Genomic DNA, 19,988 nt, shown 5'->3' with positions numbered 1-19,988 from the left:
CTGGATCACGATGGGTGTTCCGCGGGCCGTCCGGCGCCATCATGCGGTCTCGGGCGGGTTCGCACCCGCGGCTCCCCGCAGCCGCTCCACCTCGGCCGTGAGGTCGGCCACGCGGCGGTGCAGCGCCTGGACGCAGACCAGGGCGACGCCGAGGCCGTCGACGACGGGGATCCTGGTGTCGTCCTGGTTGAAGCCGAAGGCGGCCTGCCAGTCCTGGGCCATCGGCCCCAGGTGGCGCACGTCCTCGGGCTCCCAGAGGTAGCGCCAGGTGCTGACCGGCAGCTCCGCCACCGTCTCCAGGATGGCGTAGCCGTTGACCGCACCGACCGGGGCCACCGCACCCACCGGGGCCACCGCGCCGCTCTCCCGCGCGTCGGCCGGAGAACCGGCCGGGACGGTGCGGTCGGCCGCACGGGACCATCGGCGCAGGATCCGCATCCTCACCGGCTCCAGTCCACCGGGACCACGTCCTGCTTGAGCCCCCGGTCGCTGCAGACGGCGCACGGGTTGGCCGGGACCCCGGGGCCCTGGTCGGTTCCGACGGTGATCGCTCCGTGGGCCCCGGCCGGGGCGTGGACGCCGTCGCCGACCATCGCGGCCTCGTAGCCGCCCAGCAGTTCCTGGAGGGTGCCGGGGCCCAGGTCCTCCGGAGCGGCGATCGCGGCGATGCCGGTGTCGTCCGTGTAGGCCATCCCCAGCGTCCGGCCGCCCATGGTGGCGAACACGATCTTGGCGCCGCGGATGGGCTCCCCGGTCACCGCGTCGGACGCCATCGCGTCGATGTTCTCCAGTTGCATCTGGGTGACGTTCAGGGTGGCCTGACTGGCCGTCAGCCTGGTCGGCTTCAGGCTGGGGCATTCCGCCCCGCTGCTGCACGAGGTGGCCGACGGGGTGGTCGCGGCAGACGCGGTGACACCGCTCCCCGCGCCCAGCGATGCCAGAGCGGCGGCCAGCACCGCGACGGTCGTACGGCCTACAGAGCTCATGTCCACTCCCATGGGAACCGCCCGAGCGGGCTGTCGGCCGACCCAGGACAGCAGGGACGACCTGGGCAGGTGCAGCACGCTACGGGTGCCGCCCGCCTTCGGACGACGTGCCCGAGCGTATCCACGCCCGTCTGGCCCAACCAGCCGACAAGCGCGAGTTCGCACCATCTGATGAACCGTCAGCACGGCGATGACGAAAGCGATCGACGCATGCAAACCAATGAGCGATCGCCGAGGTCCCGGCCGGCGCCGCGGGCCGCAACAGAGCGGCGGCCTGTCACAGTTCACCGGCCTGGGGTGTCCCAGTGGGCGCGCCCGTGCGGAAAGCCCCTCTCCGCACGGGCAACCCCCTGGCGAGGGTCGGCCGTTACCGCTTCACCGCTCGCAGGATCACGAACTTCGGGTTCCCGGCGACGGTCTGGCAGTTGCCGAAGAGCTTGCGGAGCTTGACGTGGTACGCCAGGTGCCGGTTCCCGACCACCCAGAGTTCGCCGCCCGGGCGCAGGGCCCGCCGGGCGCCGGTGAACATGCGCCAGGCGGTGGCGTCGGTGGTGGCCTGGTGGGAGTGGAACGGCGGGTTGTTGAGGACCAGGTCGACCGAACCGGGCGACACGGCGGCGAGTGCGTCGCCGGCCTGGAAGTGGGCGACGGTGTCCGGTGGGGTGTTGGCCCGGAAGGTGGCCTCGGCGGCGGCGACGGCGGCGAAGGACTCGTCGATGAAGGTGACTTCGGCCGCCGGGTTGGCCAGCGCGGCGGCCGTGCCGACCACGCCGTTGCCGCAGCCGAGGTCGACCACCTGCTCGTGGCCCTGGCGGGCGGGCAGGTGCTGGAGGAGGAACCGGGTGCCGATGTCCAGGCGGTCCGCGCAGAAGATGCCGGCGTGGTTGACCACGGTGCGCCCGGAGACCGGGCCGAGGTCGGCGGGCAGGGCGTAGCTGAGCGGCCAGGGGCTGGCGGTGCGGGCGAGCGCCGGGTCCACGGTGCTGAAGATCAGCCGCGCCTTCTTCACCGCGAGCGAGGTGCGGGTGGGGCCGATGATCCGCTCGAAGAGCTGGAGGGTGGAGGTGTGGATCTCGGTGACCATCCCGGTGCCGATCACCACGGTCTGCGGGTGGAGCGCGGGGGCGAGGCGGTGCAGCTGGTCCTCGAGGAAGGCCAGGCTCTTGGGGACCCGGATCAGCAGGACGTCGATCCGCTCCGGCGGGGCGTCGGTGCCGGCCAGCAGCCGGACGGCGTCCGGGTCGAGGCCGTTTCGGGCGAGGTTGGCGCGGGTCGCCTCGCGGGCGAGGTAGGAGTCGCCGAGCTGCGTCAGGGCGGCCGACGGCTGCGCCGCGGCCAGCGCGGTGACCAGGGCGCCCCAGCGGTCGCCGAGCACGACCACGCTGCCGCGCAACCCGCCGATGCCGGGAGCGGCAGCGGGAGCGGGAGCTGTGGCGGGAGCGGCAGCGGGAGCGGGAGCTGTGGCGGGAGCGGCAGCGGGAGCTGTGGCGGGAGCGGCAGCGGGAGCGGGAGCGGGAGCTGTGGCGGGAGCGGCAGCGGGAGCGGGAGCTGTGGCGGGAGCGGCAGCGGGAGCGGGAGCTGTGGCGGGAGCGGCAGCGGGAGCGGGAGCTGTGGCGGGAGCGGCTGGCAGCTCCGGGTCGCCGTGCAGGTGGCGCAGCAGGTACTCGTCGGCGGCGTCCCAGGCGCGCAGCTGCTCGCGCGGCTCCTCGGGGAAGCGGGTGAGCTGGAAGTCGCCCCATGACGTGGTGAAACGGTTCATTGTCCGCCCAGGCTAGCCGTTCGCGCCGGGCCGCGGCGCACCCCGGTGCCCCGAGCGCGGGAGCGGTGCCGCGGCGGCGTCGCAGTGGCGTCGCAGCGGTGCGGGCCCGGTGTGCTTGCGGCGGAATGTCGGACCCGGCTGCGAGGATCGGCGTGCATCGCCCTGACGGACCGTCACCAGTACGACAGAGAGGCCGACATGATCCCCGCCGAGCAGAGCAAGGGCTTCGTCAAGAGCCGCCTCGACCGCCTGCGGGCCACCCTGACCGGGCACGTCGAGCACGGCGGGGTCCCCGGGCTGGTCGCCCTGGTCGCGCGAGGTGACGACGCACACGTCGAGGCGATCGGCGCGCGGTCGGTCGGCGGCGGCCCGGTGGCCCGGGACACGCTCTTCCGGGTCGCCTCGATGAGCAAGCCGGTCACCGCCGTCGCCACCATGATCCTGGTCGAGGAGTGCCGGCTGCGCCTGGACGACCCGGTCGACGAGTTGCTGCCGGAGCTGGCCGACCGCCGGGTGCTGCGCCACCTGGACGGCCCGCTGGACGACACGGTCCCGGCCCGCCGCCCGATCACGGTGCGCGACCTGCTCACCTTCCGGATGGGGACGGGCATCCTGATGGCCCCGCCCGGCAGCTATCCGATCCAGCAGGCGATGGACGCGCTCCAGCTCGGCCAGGGGATGCCGCGCCCCTCCGTGGTGCCCGAGCCGGACGAGTGGCTGCGCCGGCTCGGCACCCTGCCGCTGATGTACCAGCCGGGCGAGCGCTGGGTCTACAGCACCGGCTCCGACGTGCTGGGCGTGCTGATCGCCCGTGCCGCCGGCCGGCCCTTCGAGGAGTTCCTGCGCGAGCGCCTCTTCGAGCCGCTGGGCATGACCAGTACCGGCTTCTCGGTCGCGCCCGAGCAACTGGACCGGTTCACCACCTCCTACTGGACCGACCCGGCCACCGGCGCCCGCGCCGTCTACGACGAGGCGGACGGCGGCGAGTGGGCCACTCCCCCGGCCTTCCCGGCGGGCGCCGCGGGCCTGGTCTCCACCGTGGACGACTTCTACGCGTTCAGCCGGATGCTGCTGGACGGCGGCCGGTCCGACGGTGAGCGGATCCTCTCCCGCGCCTCGGTCGAACTGCTCACCACCGACCAGCTGACACCGGAGCAGAAGACGCTGTCCAACCTCGTCCCCGGCTTCTTCGACACCAACGGCTGGGGCTTCGGCTGCTCGGTCGTCACCCGGCACACCGAACTCGGCCACCCGGTCGGCCAGTACGGCTGGACCGGCGGGCTGGGCACCGTCTGGGGTGTGGACCCGAAGGACCGGGTGACCGGCGTGCTGCTCACCGGTCGGGCGTTCACCTCGCCGGTCCCACCGCCGGTGGTCCAGGACTTCTGGACCTCGGCGTACCAGGCGCTGGCGGACTGAACGCGGACTCCGGGCGCGGACTCCGGCGGGGACGACGGGAGCCGCTCCGCGCCTCACTCGGGCAGCAGCAGGTTCACGTCGCCGAACTCGTGCCAGAGGTAGCGCCCCGCCAACGCCTCGCGGTAGCAGAGTTCCAGCAGCGGGCGGCCGGCGACGGCTTCGAGCATCAGCAGGTGCGAGGCGCGCGGTTCGTGCCAGCCGGTGAGCAGGCCGTCCACGGCGCGCACGCCACGGCCGGGGGTGATGACCAGGTCGGTCCAGCCGTCCGCGGGCCGGGTTCGGCCGTCGGGGGCGGTGGCGGATTCGAGGGCGCGGACGGCGGTGGTGCCGACCGCGATCACCCGGCCGCCGGTCGCGCGGACGTGGTTGACCAGGGCGGCGGTGGCGGCGGGGACCCGGAAGCGCTCGGGGTAGGGCGCCTCGTGCGCCTCCGGGGAGGCCACGCCGGTGTGCAGCGTGATCGGGGCGATCAGGATGCCGCGCGCGACCAGGGCGCTGACCAGGGCGGCGGTGAACGGGCGGGCCGCGCTGGGCATTTCGCTGCTGCCCGGTTCGACGGCGAAGACCGTCTGGTAGGCGTTGAGGGGCCAGTCGCGGTCCACGTAGCCGTAGCGGATCGCCTTGCCGTGGTCGGCCAGGTAGCCGGGGACCGGGCCGGGCAGGGTGAGTTGGGCGTACCAGAGCCGCGGCGTGTACGGGGAGCGGAGCACGGCCGCGCCGCCGGCCGGCAGGCTCAGCAGCAGGCCGGGGCGGGCCGGGTTGTCGGCCGGCGCCAGGTACTCGGCGGCGGCGCCGTCGCGGCCGGGGCGGCGCAGCTCGACCAGGTGGGCGCCGCGCGGGTCGGGGTGGGCCGCCGAGAGGTGCAGGGTGATCTCGCCACCGTCGGGGAGCCGGGCGGGCAGTGCGGCGGGCAGCGTGGCCGAGTTGTTGACCACCAGCAGATCGCCCGGACGCAGCACCTGCGGCAGCTGGGTGAAACGGTGGTGTTCGGCGCTCGGCGGCGCCTGGCGACCGCCCCGGCCGACCAGCAGCCGCACGGCGTCCCGGCGCAGGCCGCGCGCCTCGGCCGGGGCGTGGGCGGAGAGTTCGGGCGGGACGGTGAAGTCCAGGCCGGACACCAGGCCGGACAGCAGATCTGACGTCATGTCAGACTCCGGTGCTGACGGCCGCGTCGGCGGTGTCGGCGAGCAGGTCGGCGGCCCGGTAGCGGCCGGAGGCCGGGCGGTCGCGCCACAGGGTGCGGAAGGCCGGGATCACGCTGCTGGGCAACGGCAGTTCGGAGAGGTCGGCGTCCGGGAAGGCCTGCTGATGCAGCCGGGTCCGCAGGTCGCCGGGGTCGACGGCCCAGACCCGCAACCGCGGCTCCTCCTCGGCCAGCACCGCGGAGGCGTGGTCGAGCGCGGCCTTGGCGGCACCGTAACCGCCCCAGCCCGGGTAGGCCTCGACGGCGGCGTCCGAGCTGATGTTGAGCACCGCGCCCGCGTGCCGCCGCAGTTGCGGCAGCAGCAGCTGGGTGAGGGCGATCGGGGCCAGCGCGTTGACCTCGAAGGTCTCCAGCAGGTCGGGCAGCGGGACAGCGGCCAGGGTGGGCAGCGGGTCGGCGCCCTCGTCCGCCGAACCGTTCAGCGTGGAGGCGTTGTTGATCAGCAGCGCGGCCCCGCCGAGCCGGGCGGCGGCCGCCGCGACCTGGGCGCGGTGCTCGTCGTCCACCACCGAGCCGGCCAGCGCGACCACCGTGGTGAGCGGGCGCAGGGCCGCCTCGGCGAGCGCGAGTTCCTCGGGGTTGCGGGCGGTGATCACCAGCTGCCGGCCGTCGGCGGCCAGCGCGCGGGCGAGTTCCAGGCCCAGCCCGCGCGAGGCGCCGGTGATGACGGCAACGGGTGGGCGGGGGGAGGTCGCGGGAGCCGTGGCGGTCGCGTCTGGGGCGGTCGCGTTCGGGGATGTGGTGTTCGGAGCCGTGGTGTCCATGAGGAAACTCTCCCGCCGGCCGCCCCGGCGGGAATCGGGCCCTGGGCGGGGTCGGGGTTGGTTCGTTGGTCCTACGAACTTCGACGGTCCCGGGTCCGGCCACGGCCCTGCACCGGGTCGGCGACCACGGGGCAGTGGCCGGTCCTTCCGGCATGGGGTCTGGCGCGCGGGCGATCAGTCGCGCCACAGTGGCGTCAACCGACGAAGGGGTGACCGATGACCGAGATCGCCGCACTGCTGGCGGACCTGCGGGCCGAGAACGATGACCTGGCCGCCCTGGTGGCGCCGTTGGACGAGGACCGCTGGATGACCCCGACGCCCGCGCCGGGCTGGACCATCGCCCACCAGCTCGCCCACCTGGCCTGGACGGACGCCTGGACCCTGCGGTCGGTGCACGATCCGGCCGGGTTCCATCCGGCGGCGGCCGAACTGCTCACCGGTGCGGCCGAGTTCGACGGGATCGTGGACCGGGGCGCGGCCGAGGGCGCGGCCCTGCCGCCGGCCGAGCTGCTGCGGCGGTGGCGGACCGGCTGCGCCGACGTGCTGGCGGCGCTGGCCGAGGTGCCGCCGGGCAGCCGGCTGCCGTGGTTCGGCCCGCCGATGAAGGCCGCCTCGATGGCCACCGCACGGATCATGGAGACCTGGGCGCACGGCGAGGACGTGGCCGAGGCACTCGGCGTCGAGCGCAAGCCCAGCGCCCGGCTGCGGCACATCGCGCACCTGGGCGTGCGGACCCTGGGTTTCGCGTTCTCCGCGCACGGCCTGCCGGTGCCGACCGAGCCGGTGCGGGTCGAACTGGCCGGACCCGGCGGCGAGGCGTGGACCTGGGGCCCCGAGGAGGCGGCGGACCGGGTCGCCGGGCCCGCGCTGGACTTCTGCCTGCTGGTGACCCAGCGGCGGCATCCGGACGATCTGGCACTGACGGTGACCGGCCCGGTGGCCACCGGCTGGCTGCCGATCGCCCAGGTCTTCGCCGGCCCGCCCGGCGTCGGCCGTGCACCGCAAGGGATGCAAGGGAACTGACGGAGCATCAGCCAATGCTCGGCGGCCTGCCCGCCACCATCGCGGCGGGCGGCACCGGGCCGCACCCACGGGCCAGGGGCCTTGACATGGCAGAAAGTTGACCTGATCATCACAAGATCTACTCGAGGAGGGGTAGCCTAGCGTGTCGCGGGGGGACTGTGTGCGGGATTCGCCCGCATTGGGCCGCTGAGCTGCCGCTTCGGGTATCCATAGGTGCGGAAAGGACGTCTCTGTGATCTTCGAGCGGATACTCGCCCGCAAGGCCAGCCCCACCCCAGCCGCGCCCGGTTGCCCGATGGGCTACGACCGTTCGGCCACCGACGCCTCGACGGTGCCCGAACAGCTCCGCCGGATGCCGCCGCCGAGCCTCTTCACTCCGGCGTTCACCGATCCCGACCAGGCGAGCGACTTCATCCGGCAGTTCCACGCCGAGGTGCCGGGCGCGGGCGATCCGGTGCGACGGGTCGAGGAGGTGCTGGACGAGATCGCGCGGACCGGCACCTACCGGCACACCGCCGAGGAGCTGGCCTTCGGGGCCAAGGTGGCCTGGCGCAACTCCGCACGCTGCATCGGCCGCCTCTACTGGCGCAGTCTGGTGGTGCGCGACCTGCGCGAGGTCTCCGCGGCCGACGACCTGGCCGAGGAGTGCTTCGAGCATCTGCGGCTGGCCACCAACGGCGGCCGGATCCGCCCGATGATCACCATCTTCGCCCCGGACCGCCCCGGCCGTCCGGCCCCCCGGATCGCCAACTCCCAGCTGGTGCGCTACGCCGGCTACCAGGACGACGACGGCCGCTGGACCGGCGACCCGGCGGGCGGCCAACTCGCCGCCCGCGCGGCCGAGCTGGGCTGGAAGCCGGCCGAGGGCCGGTTCGACGTGCTGCCCCTGCTGATCCAGGAGCGCCCCGGCGAGCAGCCGCGCTGGTACGAACTGCCGGACGACACCACCCTGGAGGTCCCGCTCAGCCACCCCGAGTACGCCTGGTTCGCCGGCCTGGGCCTGCGCTGGTACGCCGTGCCCGCGATCAGCGACCAGACCCTGGAGATCGGCGGCATCCGCTACCCCGCCGCTCCGTTCAACGGCTGGTACATGGGCACCGAGATCGGCGCCCGCAACCTGGCCGACGCCGACCGCTACAACCTGCTGGCCGAGGTCGCCGAACGGCTTGAGCTGGACACCTCCAGCGAGCGCACGCTGTGGAAGGACCGCGCGCTGATCGAGCTCAACCGGGCGGTGCTGCACTCCTACGAGGTGGCGGGCGTGACGATGACCGACCACCACACCGAGTCGGAGCGCTTCCTGAAGCACATCGCCCAGGAGGAGCGGCTCGGCCGGCCCACACCGGCGGACTGGAGCTGGATCGTGCCGCCGGTGTCGGGCGGGGTGACGCCGGTGTTCCACCGCTACTACGACCCGGTGGACCCCGCCACCAGGCCCGCCTTCCTGGCACGCGAGCCCTGGTGAGGCAGCGGCGGCCCGGCTATCCGCGTTCGAAGCGCAGCGCCAGCCCGTCCAGCAGCGCCTCCAGCCCCGTCTCGAAGGCCCCCTCGTCCACCGCGCGCCGGTGCTCGGCCAGCCGGTGCGCCTCGCCGAGGTGCGGATAGTCGCCCGCGTAGAGCTGGGCGTCCTCGGGGAACCCGGCCGCGAAGGAGCCGAGCGCCGAGCCGGTGATGAAGTAGCGCATCAGGGCGCCGATCCGGGTGGCCTGCCCGCGCGGCCAGCCCGCCTCGACCAGGCAGCCGTAGACCGCGTCGGCCAGCCGCAGCGCGTTCGGGCGCCGGCCCGGGCCCTGGGCCAGCACCGGGACGATGTGCGGGTGCGCGGCGAGCGCGGCCCGGTAGGAGCGGGCCCAGTCGCGCAGCGCGGTGCGCCAGTCGAGGCCGGCCGCGAACATGGCCAGGTCCACCTCGCCCATCACGCTGTCCACCACCGCGTCGAGCAGTTCGTCCTTGGTGGCGAAGTGGTTGTAGAGCGAGGGGCCGCTGACCGAGAGTTCGGTGGCCAGGCGCCGGGTGGAGAGCGCCTCCAGCCCCTCGGCGTCCACCAGCGCGAGGGCTGCCCCGACGATCCGCTCGCGACTGAGCAGCGGGGTGCGGGGACGGGCCATGGGGTGGGCTCCTCCGGTCGGGTGGTGGGGCGGCAATTCTCGCAGGGTGTCGCAGCGGCCCCTTCCCAGCGGGGGCGCGGCCGGGCTAGAGTCCAAAAAACTTGCAGCGCTAGTTTACGGACCCCGGACCGATCCGAGGAAGGGACCTGACGATGGACTTGGAGCTCTCCGAGGAACAGGCCGCGGTCCGCGCGCTCGCCGCCGAGTTCACCGATCGCGAGATCGCCCCGTACGCCGCCGCCTGGGACCGCGCCGAGTCCGTGGACCGGGCCGTGGTCGGCAAGCTGGGCAAGCTCGGCTTCCTGGGCCTGACCATCCCCGAGGAGTACGGCGGCAGCGGCGGCGACCACCTGGCGTACTGCCTGGTGCTGGAGGAGCTGGGGCGCGGCGACTCCGCGGTGCGCGGGATCGTCTCGGTCTCGCTCGGCCTGGTGGCCAAGTCGATCAACAGCTACGGCACCGAGGAGCAGAAGCGCCACTGGCTGCCCCGGCTCTGCTCCGGGCAGGCGCTGGCCTGCTTCGCGCTCACCGAGCCCGGCACCGGCTCGGACGCCGCCAACCTGACCACCCGCGCGGTGCGGGACGGCGCGGGCTGGCTGATCAGCGGCGCCAAGATGTTCATCACGAACGGGACCTGGGCCGAGGTCGCGCTGGTCTTCGCGCGCACCGGCGAGGCGGGCCACCGGGGGGTCAGCGCCTTCCTGGTCCCCACCGACACCCCGGGGCTGGAGCGGCGGGAGATCCACGGCAAGCTCGGCCTGCGCGGCCAGGCCACCGCGGAGCTGAGCTTCGAGGGGGTCCGGGTGCCGGACAGCGCCCGGCTCGGCGCCGAGGGCAAGGGCTTCTCGGTGGCGATGGCCGCGCTCGCCAAGGGCCGGATGTCGGTGGCCGCCGGGTGCGTCGGGATCATCCAGGCCGCGCTGGACGTCGCCGTCCGCTACGCGGGCGAGCGTGAGCAGTTCGGAAAGCCGATCGCCTCCTACCAGTTGGTGCAGGAGCTGATCTCGGACATCGCGGTCGACCTGGCCGCCGCCCGGCTGCTCACCTGGCGGGTCGCCGACCACATCGAGCGCGGGCTGCCGTTCGCCACCGAGTCCTCGGTGGCCAAGCTCTTCGCCAGCGAGGCCGCCGTCCGGGCGGCCAACAACGCGCTGCAGGTGTTCGGCGGCTACGGGTTCATCGACGAGTACCCCGTGGGCAAGCTGCTGCGCGACGCGCGCGTGATGACCCTCTACGAGGGGACCAGCCAGATCCAGAAGCTGCTCATCGGCCGGTCGCTGACCGGTGTCAACGCGTTCTGACCCACCCCTTTCGAGTATTCGAGTAGAGGAGCCCAACGAAGTGCGTCCCGTCTACTTCGCCGCCGCCCGCCGGACCCCGATCGGCCGGCTGCGCGGCGCACTGTCCACCGTCCGACCCGACGACCTGTCGGCCGCGGTGCTGCGCGGCCTGCTCGCCGACGTCCCGAGCCTGGACCCGGCCCGGATCGACGACGTCTACTGGGGCGCCGCCAACCAGGCCGGCGAGGACAACCGCAACGCCGCCCGGATGGCCGTGCTGCTCGCCGGACTGCCGGAGAGCGTGCCCGGCGCCACCGTCAACCGGCTCTGCGCCTCGGGTCTGGAGGCCGTCACCATGGCCGCCCGGACCATCGCGGCCGGCGAGGCGGAGATCGTGCTGGCCGGCGGCTGCGAGTCGATGAGCCGCGCGCCGTTCGTGCTGCCCCGCCCGGACGAGGCGCTGCCGCACACCATGCAGACCTACGACACCCGGCTCGGCTGGCGGCTGACCAACCCGCTGATGAAGGAGCTGCACGGGGTGCTCAGCATGGGCGAGACGGCCGAGGAGGTGGCCGACCGCTTCGGCGTCACGCGCGCGCGGCAGGACGCCTTCGCGCTGCGCAGCCACCAGCGCGCCGCCGCCGCCCGCAAGGACGGCCACTTCGACGCCGAGCTGCTGCCGGTCACCCGCCCCGACGGGGTGACGGTCACTCAGGACGAGGGCATCCGGGAGGACACCAGCCTGGAGCGGCTGGCCCAGCTGAAGCCCGCCTTCCGCCCCGGCGGCACGGTGACCGCCGGCAACGCCTCCCCGATGAACGACGGCGCGGCCGGTCTGCTGCTGGTCAGCGAGCAGGCGCTGGGCGAACTCGGCCTGGAGCCGCTGGGCCGCTACGCCGCCGGTGCCTCGGCCGGCGTCCACCCGGACGTGATGGGCATCGGCCCGGTGCCGGCCACCCGGAAGGCGCTGGCCCGGCTCGGCTGGGCGATCGGCGAGCTGGAGGAGGCCGAGCTGAACGAGGCCTTCGCCGCCCAGGCGCTGGCCAGCATCGACCAGTTGGGCATCGACCCGGAGCTGGTCAACCCGAGCGGCGGCGCGATCGCGCTGGGCCACCCGCTGGGCGGCTCGGGCGCCCGGATCCTCACCACCCTGCTGCACCGGATGCGCCGCACCGGCGCGCGCCGGGGCCTGGCCACCATGTGCGTCGGCGTGGGCCAGGGCACCGCCGTCCTGATCGAGAACAGCTGAAGGAGCCTGAAGAGATGTCACGTTTCACCGGCAAGGTCGCCATCGTCACCGGCGCCGCCCAGGGCATCGGCGCCGCCACCGCCCAGTTGCTGGCCGAGGACGGCGCCACCGTCGCCGTCCTCGACCTGACCGCCGAGCGCGCTCAGCAGACCGCCGACGCGATCACCGCCAAGGGCGGCACCGCCCGCGCCTACGGTTGCGACGTCAGCGACTACGACGCCGTGGAGCGGGTCTTCGCCCAGGTGGTCGAGGAGTTGGGCGGCCTGCACATCCTGGTCAACAACGCCGGGATCACCCGGGACAACCTCTTCTTCAAGATGCCCAAGGCCGACTGGGACGCCGTCCTGACGGTCAACCTGACCAGCGCCTACAACTGCAGCCACGTGGCGCAGAAGTACCTGGTCGCGCAGAAGTACGGGAAGATCGTCTCGCTCAGCTCGCGCTCCGCGCTGGGCAACCGGGGCCAGGCCAACTACGCGGCCGCCAAGGCCGGGATCCAGGGCCTGACCGCGACGCTGGCGATCGAGCTGGGCCCCTTCAACATCAACGTCAACGCGGTGGCCCCCGGCTACATCGTCACCTCGATGACGGCCGCCACCGCCGAGCGGGTCGGCGCGACCCCCGAGGAGCACCAGGCCGAGGTCGCCGCCCGCACGCCGCTGCGCCGCGCCGGCCGGCCGGAGGAGATCGCCGCGGTGGTGGCGTTCCTGGCCAGCGAGGAGGCGTCATACGTCAGCGGGCAGACGCTGTACGTGAACGGCGGAGCGCGGTAGGGCAGGAGCGAATCCGGTGGGGCGGCGGCAGGCATGGATCCGCCCCGTCCGGTGTATCAGGGCGCCGGACGGGGCGGATCGGCTAAGAGACCTTGACGACGAGCTCGGCGACGGTCGGCGCGCCGGCGGCGGACGCCGTCGCCGCGCCGCCGCGCGCCTTCTTCTCGAGCGAGGCGTTCGCGAGGTGCGCCACAGATCCCAGGGCGGCGAACGCAGCCGCGCCCAGCAGCACGGCGGCCGCGAGTCGGACCGGAGTCCTCGTCACGCAAACCTCCTGGGATTCACACCCGTTGACGCTTTGCCCGATAGGTTCCATTCTGGCTTACGGACCGTCAGTTGGTCCAGTGCGGCTTCAGCGTGACGCTCAGGATGGTGCGGTACTCGGCGGGCTCGACGTTCGGGACCGTGAACCGGGCCGCCGGGTCGGTGCCGTAGACGCTGCCGGTGCCGGGCAGCGGCTTGGGGGTGGAGTAGCCGGCGAAGACCATGGTGAGGCTGCCGTTGTCGTTCTGCACCACGGTCGGGTCGTAGACCCGGCCGCTGTAGTAGCCCGAGACGCCGAGCGCTCCCCCGGTGGCCGCCTGCTGGGCGAGGGCCGAGAAGCTGTAGTCGGTGGAGAGCAGCCGCTGCGGGGCCGACCAGGTCTTCCCGTCCTCGGAGGAGGAGTAGAAGATCTGGTTGAACGCGTCGCTGTCACCGTCCGAGGCGTAGGCGCCGGACAGGAAGAGGCCGTAGCTGCCGTCCGGGTTGCTGACCACGGTGCCGCGCGAGCCGGTCCAGCGCAGCACCGAGTCGCTGTTGCTGGTCGGGTCGCTCAGGCCGTTCACCTGGCCGAGATCGGTGAAGTGCAGGCCGTCGGTGGTGTAGGCGGCGCGGACCACGGTGTAGTCCTCGTTGTTGCCGAAGAGCGACTTGGGCTTGTCCTTGCCCTCGCCGGTCAGCGCCAGCTGCGCGTACGGGGCGACGGCCGCGCCGGGGGCGCCCACGTCGCTGCCCTTGGCGACCGCGCCCGTGCCGCCGGTGCAGCCGGTCAGGTGGGTGGCGTCGGCGCCGGTGCAGCTGACCTGGACGATGCCGGCCGCGGTGCCCAGGCTCACGGTGACCGAGCCGCCGGCGGCGGGCTTCAGCGCGGAGCTGTCGGCCACCGGGAGGGTGGCGGCCGGCAGCGTGACGGCGGCCGTGGTGGTGGTCGGCGTGAAGTAGTTGACGATCTTCTCGGTGTAGAGGACCGCGACGCTGCCCTTGGGCGCGCCCGGGTAGCTCGGCACGGTGCTGATGATGCCGTCGGGGGCTACCAGACCGCTGGTCTGCTGGGCGGTGGCCGGGATCACGGCGTCGGCGGTGACCGCGTCGCCCGCCTTGACGTCCACCCCGCCCGGGGTCCGGGTGGTGCAGCCGGTGAAGGCGGTCGCGGTGGCGTTGTCGTCGTTGCAGTCCACCGTGACGCCGTCGACCGTGAAGTGGCCCGGCTGCTCGAAGTTCGCGGTGTTGCCGACGTTGATGGTGACGCCCGCGCCGGCGGGGCCGGCCGGGACGCTCACGGCGCCGGTCGCGCTGGTGCTGCCACCCATGCCGACCGGCTCGGCGGCCGGCAGGCCGGCCAGCGGGTCGCCGCCCTTGGGCGACAGGTGATGGACGATCAGGTTGACGCCCAGCGCGTCGCCCGAGGGGCGGGAGAGCGTGTAGAGCACCTGGCCGCGATGGCCGGTGCCGTTGTAGTCCGGCACGGTCAGCACGAAGGCGTGGCCCTGGCCGTCGTCGTTGGTGTTGCCGTCCGGGCACAGGCCGGCGTTCTGCTCCAGCGCCTCGCCCGCGTACTTCCAGGTCTTGCCGTGGTCGGTGGAGGTGGCCGCGACCACCGCCTCGTCACCGTCCTTGGGGCGGTAGTCGAAGAGGCCGGAGAGGGTGTGGCCGCCGTCCTGGCTGGTGACGAAGGGGAAGTAGTACGGCTGCATCGGCAGCACGCTGCCCTTGGGCTGGCGCAGCACGGTGCCGGTCTCGGGCGTGGCGCCACCGCTGGAGCAGTAGCCGTCGAGCGGGCCGGGCGTGCCGGTGAAGCCGCTGGCCGCCGGGACGCTGCCGGAGCCGGCCGGGTCGACCGCCAGGTTCGGGTAGCTCACCCCGCCCACCGTGACGGTGCCGCTGCCGCCGCCGGCGTAGACCGGCAGGCTGCTGCCGTAGGACGCGCCGAGGGTGGGGTCGCCCTGGGCGAGCGTCCACGGGCCGCCCTTGACCTTGTCGACCACCGGCGCGCCGACGCTGTAGGTCAGTGAGCCGTGCTGGCGGTGGTGCCCGCCCCAGCCCCAGAGGCCCTGGCCGTCGGAGGAGTTGGCGTCGGCCAGTGCGGGGCCGGCGGTGGCGGTGATGGCGGCGATCGTGGTGACCGCGAGGGCGGCGGCGGTCGCGGTGCGGCGACGTGGCATGAAGCGTTTCCTCCCGATGGCGCCCGAGCGGAGGAAGACGGCCCGGGCGGATGCGTCCGTGCGGGGAGTTGCACGGGTCAGCCGAGATCCTGCACACATGCACGGGCCGCCGGGAGTGGATCGAACGAGAGTTCACCGGCCGTTCCCCGAGGGTCCGCCGGTCGGCCCAGCGGCGGACCCGGTGCACCGCAGGGACCGCCACCGCGTCCGCTCAGCGGTGTCCGGTCGCCTCAACTCGGCTCTTCTTGACCATGACTTGACGGTCCATCGGAACATTCCCACCTTGTGGCAAGGCCTCGCAAAGCCCCGCATCAGCCCGCTGGCCTGGGCCAATCGGACCAAGACGAAGACTCACCCGGATTTCTTCGGCATGTTCACGGCGCATGTCAAGGGTCCGAAATGACTATAGCTCCATCGGCTCTACACACGATGGGATAACCGGGCCGATCTGGTTTCGGCACGACCCTCCCCCTTCGAAGGAGTTCCATGGGCACCTCCCCGGTCACCGCGGGCCCCCGCCGCTCTGCGACCGCTCGCGCACTGACCTTCCTCGCCGTCGGGGCCACCGCCCTGACCGCGGGCACGGTCACCGCGCAGAGCACCGTGGCCTTCGCGGCCGGCGCCCCGGTCCAGGCCGCGTTCAAGCTGCACCCCGCCTCCGAGGGGCACATGGACGCGACCGCGCGGACGGCACCGATCAGCACCAGCGACTGCGTGACGCAGATCGGGATCCACTGCTACTCGCCGCTGCAGTACCGCACCGCGTACAACCTGAACCCGCTGTACAAGCAGGGCATCACCGGCAAGGGCCGGACCATCGTCATCGTGGACTCGTTCGGCTCGCCGACGATCCAGCACGACCTGGAGACCTTCGACAAGCAGTGGGGCATCCAGGACACCAACGTCGAGGTCGTCAAGTGGGGCAACGTCCCGACCTTCGACCCGAAGAACGCCGACCAGGTCAACTGGGCCGGTGAGACCACCCTCGACGTCGAGTACGCGCACGCGATCGCCCCCGACGCGCACATCGTGCTGGTGGAGACCGCGGTCTCGGAGAACGAGGGCACCAGCGGCCTGCCCGAGATGATGTCCGCCGAGCAGTCCCTGATCAAGCAGGGCAAGGGCGACGTCATCACGCAGAGCTTCGGGGCCACCGAGAACACCTTCCCCGGCTTCGACAAGGGCGACTACTCCTCGCTCACCAGCCTGCGTTACGCCTTCCAGGAGGCCGCCGCGAAGAACGTCACCGTGCTCGCCTCCTCGGGTGACAACGGTGTGGTGGACTCGGACAACAACAACAACCTGTACCCGTACAAGGTCAACTCCTGGCCGTCCTCGGACCCGCTGGTCACCTCGGTCGGCGGCACCCAGCTGACCCTGGACAACAACGGCAACCGCACCGCGCCCGACCAGGTCTGGCACGACGCCTACGGCGCCGGCGGCGGTGGCGTCTCCGCCATCTTCGACCGCCCGTGGTACCAGACCGGCGTGGCGAACGTGGTGGGCGACCACCGCGGCACGCCCGACATCAGCATGAGCGCCGCGGTGGACGGCTCGGCCTGGACGTACGACTCGTACGACCCGACCGCCGTCGGCTGGCACCTGACCGGTGGCACCAGCGAGGCCTCGCCGATCTTCTCCGGCGTCGTCGCGCTCGCCGACCAGGCCGCGGGCCACCGCCTCGGCCAGATCAACTGGCGGCTCTACGGCCTGGCGATGCTGCCCTCAAAGTGGAGCGGCATCACCGACGTGACCAAGGGCGACAACGGCTGGAACAACGTCGCGGGCTACCAGGCGACCAACGGCTACGACCTCGCGTCGGGCCTGGGCACCGTCGACGCCTACACCTTCGTGCACGCGCTCGCGGGTCGCTGACCCCTGACAGCTAAGCAGTTCGGGGCACTCGCCGCTGTGCGGCGGGTGCCCCGTTTCGCGTTTCCCTCCCCCGGGCGCTTACTCAGCCCGCTCGGCCTGCTCGGCGGCGGCCGTGAGCCTGGCCAGGTAGCGCTCGGCCGAACGGAGCTTGCGGCCGTCCTCGCCGGGCAGTTGGGCCCGCAGCTCGAGGATGAACGAGCCGACCTGCAGCGCCCGTCGAGGATCCGGGATGGCCCGCCAGCACGCCTCGGCGTTGGTCGCCACCCGCTGCACCTCCGGGTCATCCGGACCCTCCACGCTCAGCAGCACCAAGGCCACCTGGCGGTAGAGTTCGGCCGCCAGCACCGGATCGCCCGCCAACCTGGCCACGTGGGCCCGGACTTGACGGACCATCAGGACCGCTGGGGCGATGGCGCCGTGCCCGGCCACCACCTGCTCCTCCAGGGTGAGGGCGAGTTCGGCGGCGGCGGCGTGCGCGCCCGCGTCGGCGGTGCGCACGATCCGGCCGATCGCCTCGCGGTAGTCCTCGGGGGGCGCGGCGGGAGCGGGCGGCTCAGGTGCGGGTGCGGGTGCGGGTGCGGGTGCGGGTGCGGGTGCGGCGGGCGGCGCGTCGACCGGCGGTGGCGGGTCGGCCGTGGCCGCCGCCTTCAGCAACGACACCGGGCGGCTCGGCCGGACCGTCGGCGGCACGCCCGGCTTCAGCAGCGATACCGGTGCGCGCTCCGCGTCGGGCCGGGGCAGCGGGACCGTCACCGCCGTCGCGGTCGCATTCACCACCGCCGTCTCCGTGATCGCCGCAGGCTGGGCCTGAACCTGAGCCTGGACCTGAGCCTGCGCCTGGGCTGCCGCGGCGGCCTGCTGGCGTGCCGTGTTGCGGAAGATCGGACGGTCCGGACCGTAGGAGCCGAGGACCAGCACGTTCGGCCGGAGCACCGAGTGCACCTGCGCGCGGAGCTGCTCCGGCGTCAGCAGCGGCCCGGCACCCGGGCGGCCGCCGTGCAGTGCCTCGATCAGGGCCCGGGTGAAGGTGCCGATCTGCTCCGCGTCCGGTCCGATCACCGCCCAGAGCGGGATCTCCTCGCTGAACAGCGCCGGGCCGCCACCACCCTGCAGCAGCGGCCAGGCGCCCGGGTCGGCGCTGAGGTCGGCGATCACCAGGGTGTCCCAGTCGGCCGGCCGGGTCCGCAGCTCGCCGACGATCGCCGCCCACGCCACGCCGTCCTGGCGGATCGTGGCGGACTTCGAGTCACGCAGCGTCAGATGCAGCCCGCCACCGCGCTTGTCGGCCACCAGCTGGCCGCCGAGGTGGACCAGCAGCGGCCCCGGGTGCCGAGCGGCGGCGCGCAGGTGCGCGAGCACGGTCTGCGGGTCGCTGGCCGCCGGCAGGTGGACGGCGTCGACCGCCTCGGCGGCGAGCAACGTCTGCGGGGCGACGGCGGCGAGCATCGCCGAGAGCACCTGCGGCTGCCCCGAGCCGCCGCGCGCCCAGGGGCGACGACCGCCGCTGCCGTAGCCGCCCTCGACCGCGAGGAGCCGCCCCCGCAGGCCACCGCCGACGGTGGCGGCCCGGTTCGCGGCGGTGGGCGCCGAAGCCGGCGCGTCGGGCCACGCCGCGGGCGCGGCAGGCAGGTTGGGCCCGTCGGGCGAGGGCAGCGGCAGCGTGGCGGCAAGCGGCGGGAGCGGAACGGTGCCGGTCCACCCGGTGGAGACCCGGGGCTGCGGCGCGGCGGCCGAGACCGGCGCCGGCGCGGGCGGCGGCACCGGCACCGGTACCGGCACCGCATCAGCGGGCGCGGCGTCAGCGGGCTCGGGCGCGGCCTGGGGCTCGGGCACCGGCAGCACGCGCAGCACCGCCGTCGCCTGACTCGGCATCACCGCACGCAGCACCGCGGTGCCTTCGCTGCCACCTCGTCGGTACGCCTCCGGGATCGCGTCCTCGATCACCGGCAGCACCCGGGTCTCGGCCAGCTCGGCCGATCCGCCTCGCGGCGGCGCCTCACCCATCGCCTGCTCCGCGTACTGCGAGTGCTCAGCGGGCTGGGCCCCGGTCCGGTACGGCGCGGGGATCACGTCCTCGACCTCCGGCCTCGGCAGCGGCGCGGTCCGTTCCGCGTCATAACCCGCCTGCCCGCCGACGGAACCCGGCCGGCTGTCCAGCGGAGCATCCGGCGGCGGCACCGCAGCCCCGGAGATCGATGCACTGTCCGCCAAAGCCGGTCACCACCCCGCCCGCCACCGTGGGCGCTCTCGGTCCGCAGGTCACGGCTGGCTCCACCGATCCCCCTTCCGCGCCACCTTACGGGGTGCCCGACCTCCCGTTCCAGGCCGGGGCCACCGGCCCCGGCCGGTATCGTTGAAGTAACCGGGGGGTGCCGCTCTACCGTTCGGGGCGTCGGCCGGGCCGAGGAGTCCGGGGCACCGAGAAACGGGAGTGGACGATGAGCGCAGTCGTGGTCTTCGGCGCGGGCGGGAACGCGGGGCGGCGCGTGGTGGCGCGGGCGGTGGCACGCGGGCACCAGGTCACCGCGGTGGTGCGGGACCCGGCGAAGTACAGCTCCAGCGAGTACCCGGAGCTGTCCGGTCCCGGCGTGGCACTGGTCGCGGGCGATGTCACCGATCCGGCGAGCGTCGCCGCCGTCAGCGCCGGACGGGATGCCGTGATCAGCGCGGCCTACCGGGCTGACCTGCCGTCAGGGGAGTTCTTCCCGGCCGCCACCCGCGCCCTGCTGGCCGGTCTGCCGCGGGCGGGGGTGACCCGGCTGCTGGTGGTCGGGCTGGGCACCGTGCTGGAGGCCGCGCCGGGCGTCCCGCTCCACGACACACCCGGCTTCCCCGCCGAGGCCAGGGCGTTCTCGCTGGGACACGCCGCCGAGCTGGAGCTGCTGCGGGCGGCGGACCCCGAGCTGGACTGGGCGGTGCTGGCCCCGCCGCCCAGCTACCTCGACGCCGAGGGACCGGGCACCGGCCGCTACCGGCTCGGCGGCTCCGCCGTGCTCCCGGCCCCGGCGGACGCGCCGCTGTTCGCCTACGCCGATCTGGCGATCGCCCTGATCGACGAGATCGAGACACCGAAGCACCACCGCGCGCTGGTCGCGGTCGGACCCGCCTGAGATCCCAGGCCATAC

Annotated in this window: 17 protein-coding genes; 8 read left to right on the top strand and 9 right to left on the bottom strand. The window is 73.7% G+C overall.

Annotation, left to right across the window (positions count from 1 at the left end):
• Positions 1-39 precede the first annotated feature (39 nt).
• The 3 genes from OG403_RS31025 to OG403_RS31015 form a co-directional block, all read right to left on the bottom strand.
• Positions 40-438 (bottom strand): tail fiber domain-containing protein, encoded by a 399-nt coding sequence (locus OG403_RS31025; protein WP_329572658.1) that lies wholly within the window; start codon positions 436-438, stop codon positions 40-42.
• Positions 439-440: 2 nt separating this feature from the next.
• Positions 441-986 (bottom strand): hypothetical protein, encoded by a 546-nt coding sequence (locus OG403_RS31020; RefSeq protein ID WP_329570250.1) that lies wholly within the window; start codon positions 984-986, stop codon positions 441-443.
• A gap of 367 nt (positions 987-1,353) precedes the next feature.
• A complete protein-coding gene (locus tag OG403_RS31015; RefSeq protein WP_329570248.1) occupies positions 1,354-2,745 on the bottom strand; it encodes a methyltransferase in 1,392 nt (463 codons plus the stop codon).
• Between the two features lie 198 nt (positions 2,746-2,943).
• Between OG403_RS31015 and OG403_RS31010 the strand changes: the two genes are divergently transcribed.
• Positions 2,944-4,164 carry a serine hydrolase domain-containing protein gene (locus tag OG403_RS31010; RefSeq protein WP_329570247.1) on the top strand — a complete coding sequence of 407 codons (1,221 nt, stop codon included), beginning with the start codon at positions 2,944-2,946 and terminating at the stop codon, positions 4,162-4,164.
• Positions 4,165-4,217: 53 nt separating this feature from the next.
• On the opposite strand, the gene OG403_RS31005 is transcribed toward OG403_RS31010, so the two are convergent.
• Together OG403_RS31005 and OG403_RS31000 are read right to left on the bottom strand one after the other, a co-directional pair.
• A complete protein-coding gene (locus OG403_RS31005) occupies positions 4,218-5,309 on the bottom strand; it encodes an S-adenosylmethionine:tRNA ribosyltransferase-isomerase (protein WP_329570245.1) in 1,092 nt (363 codons plus the stop codon).
• Between the two features lies 1 nt (position 5,310).
• A complete protein-coding gene (locus OG403_RS31000; RefSeq protein ID WP_329570243.1) occupies positions 5,311-6,132 on the bottom strand; it encodes an SDR family NAD(P)-dependent oxidoreductase in 822 nt (273 codons plus the stop codon).
• 216 nt (positions 6,133-6,348) lie between these two features.
• Between OG403_RS31000 and OG403_RS30995 the strand changes: the two genes are divergently transcribed.
• The gene (locus OG403_RS30995) at positions 6,349-7,155 is read left to right on the top strand and encodes a TIGR03084 family metal-binding protein (RefSeq protein ID WP_329570241.1); all 807 of its coding nucleotides are present in this window, start codon (positions 6,349-6,351) and stop codon (positions 7,153-7,155) included.
• Between the two features lie 352 nt (positions 7,156-7,507).
• Positions 7,508-8,620: a nitric oxide synthase oxygenase gene (locus OG403_RS30990; RefSeq protein WP_329572656.1), complete on the top strand. Its 1,113-nt coding sequence runs from the start codon at positions 7,508-7,510 to the stop codon at positions 8,618-8,620.
• A gap of 16 nt (positions 8,621-8,636) precedes the next feature.
• On the opposite strand, the gene OG403_RS30985 is transcribed toward OG403_RS30990, so the two are convergent.
• The gene (locus OG403_RS30985; RefSeq protein ID WP_329570240.1) at positions 8,637-9,263 is read right to left on the bottom strand and encodes a TetR/AcrR family transcriptional regulator; all 627 of its coding nucleotides are present in this window, start codon (positions 9,261-9,263) and stop codon (positions 8,637-8,639) included.
• A gap of 152 nt (positions 9,264-9,415) precedes the next feature.
• Between OG403_RS30985 and OG403_RS30980 the strand changes: the two genes are divergently transcribed.
• The 3 genes from OG403_RS30980 to fabG are packed head-to-tail and all read left to right on the top strand — an operon-like array spanning position 9,416 to position 12,565.
• On the top strand, positions 9,416-10,564 hold the full coding sequence (locus OG403_RS30980; protein ID WP_329570238.1) for an acyl-CoA dehydrogenase family protein: 1,149 nt from the start codon (positions 9,416-9,418) through the stop codon (positions 10,562-10,564).
• Positions 10,565-10,604: 40 nt separating this feature from the next.
• Positions 10,605-11,792 (top strand): thiolase family protein, encoded by a 1,188-nt coding sequence (locus OG403_RS30975; RefSeq protein WP_329570235.1) that lies wholly within the window; start codon positions 10,605-10,607, stop codon positions 11,790-11,792.
• A 14-nt stretch (positions 11,793-11,806) separates the two neighbouring features.
• Positions 11,807-12,565, top strand: coding sequence for a 3-oxoacyl-ACP reductase FabG (gene fabG, locus OG403_RS30970; protein ID WP_329570233.1), 759 nt, complete (start codon positions 11,807-11,809; stop codon positions 12,563-12,565).
• 82 nt (positions 12,566-12,647) lie between these two features.
• Here the strand turns inward: fabG and OG403_RS30965 are convergent, their stop codons facing one another.
• Both OG403_RS30965 and OG403_RS30960 read right to left on the bottom strand, forming a co-directional pair.
• On the bottom strand, positions 12,648-12,830 hold the full coding sequence (locus OG403_RS30965) for a hypothetical protein (RefSeq protein WP_329570232.1): 183 nt from the start codon (positions 12,828-12,830) through the stop codon (positions 12,648-12,650).
• Positions 12,831-12,897: 67 nt separating this feature from the next.
• Positions 12,898-14,988 (bottom strand): hypothetical protein, encoded by a 2,091-nt coding sequence (locus OG403_RS30960; protein WP_329570231.1) that lies wholly within the window; start codon positions 14,986-14,988, stop codon positions 12,898-12,900.
• Positions 14,989-15,474: 486 nt separating this feature from the next.
• On the opposite strand from OG403_RS30960, the gene OG403_RS30955 reads away from it, so the two are divergent.
• Positions 15,475-16,863: a S53 family peptidase gene (locus tag OG403_RS30955; protein ID WP_329570229.1), complete on the top strand. Its 1,389-nt coding sequence runs from the start codon at positions 15,475-15,477 to the stop codon at positions 16,861-16,863.
• Between the two features lie 78 nt (positions 16,864-16,941).
• Here OG403_RS30955 and OG403_RS30950 read toward each other — a convergent pair whose 3' ends face one another.
• Entirely contained in the window at positions 16,942-19,074 is a 2,133-nt protein-coding gene (locus OG403_RS30950; protein WP_329570227.1) for a hypothetical protein, read from the bottom strand.
• Between the two features lie 227 nt (positions 19,075-19,301).
• Between OG403_RS30950 and OG403_RS30945 the strand changes: the two genes are divergently transcribed.
• Positions 19,302-19,973: an NAD(P)-dependent oxidoreductase gene (locus OG403_RS30945; protein ID WP_329570226.1), complete on the top strand. Its 672-nt coding sequence runs from the start codon at positions 19,302-19,304 to the stop codon at positions 19,971-19,973.
• Positions 19,974-19,988: the final 15 nt, after the last annotated feature.

The organism is Kitasatospora sp. NBC_01266 (genome assembly GCF_036242395.1).
Lineage (GTDB): Bacteria > Actinomycetota > Actinomycetes > Streptomycetales > Streptomycetaceae > Kitasatospora.
The sequence above is the reverse complement of the archived record's forward strand: the minus strand, read 5'-3'. Positions and strand labels throughout refer to the sequence as shown.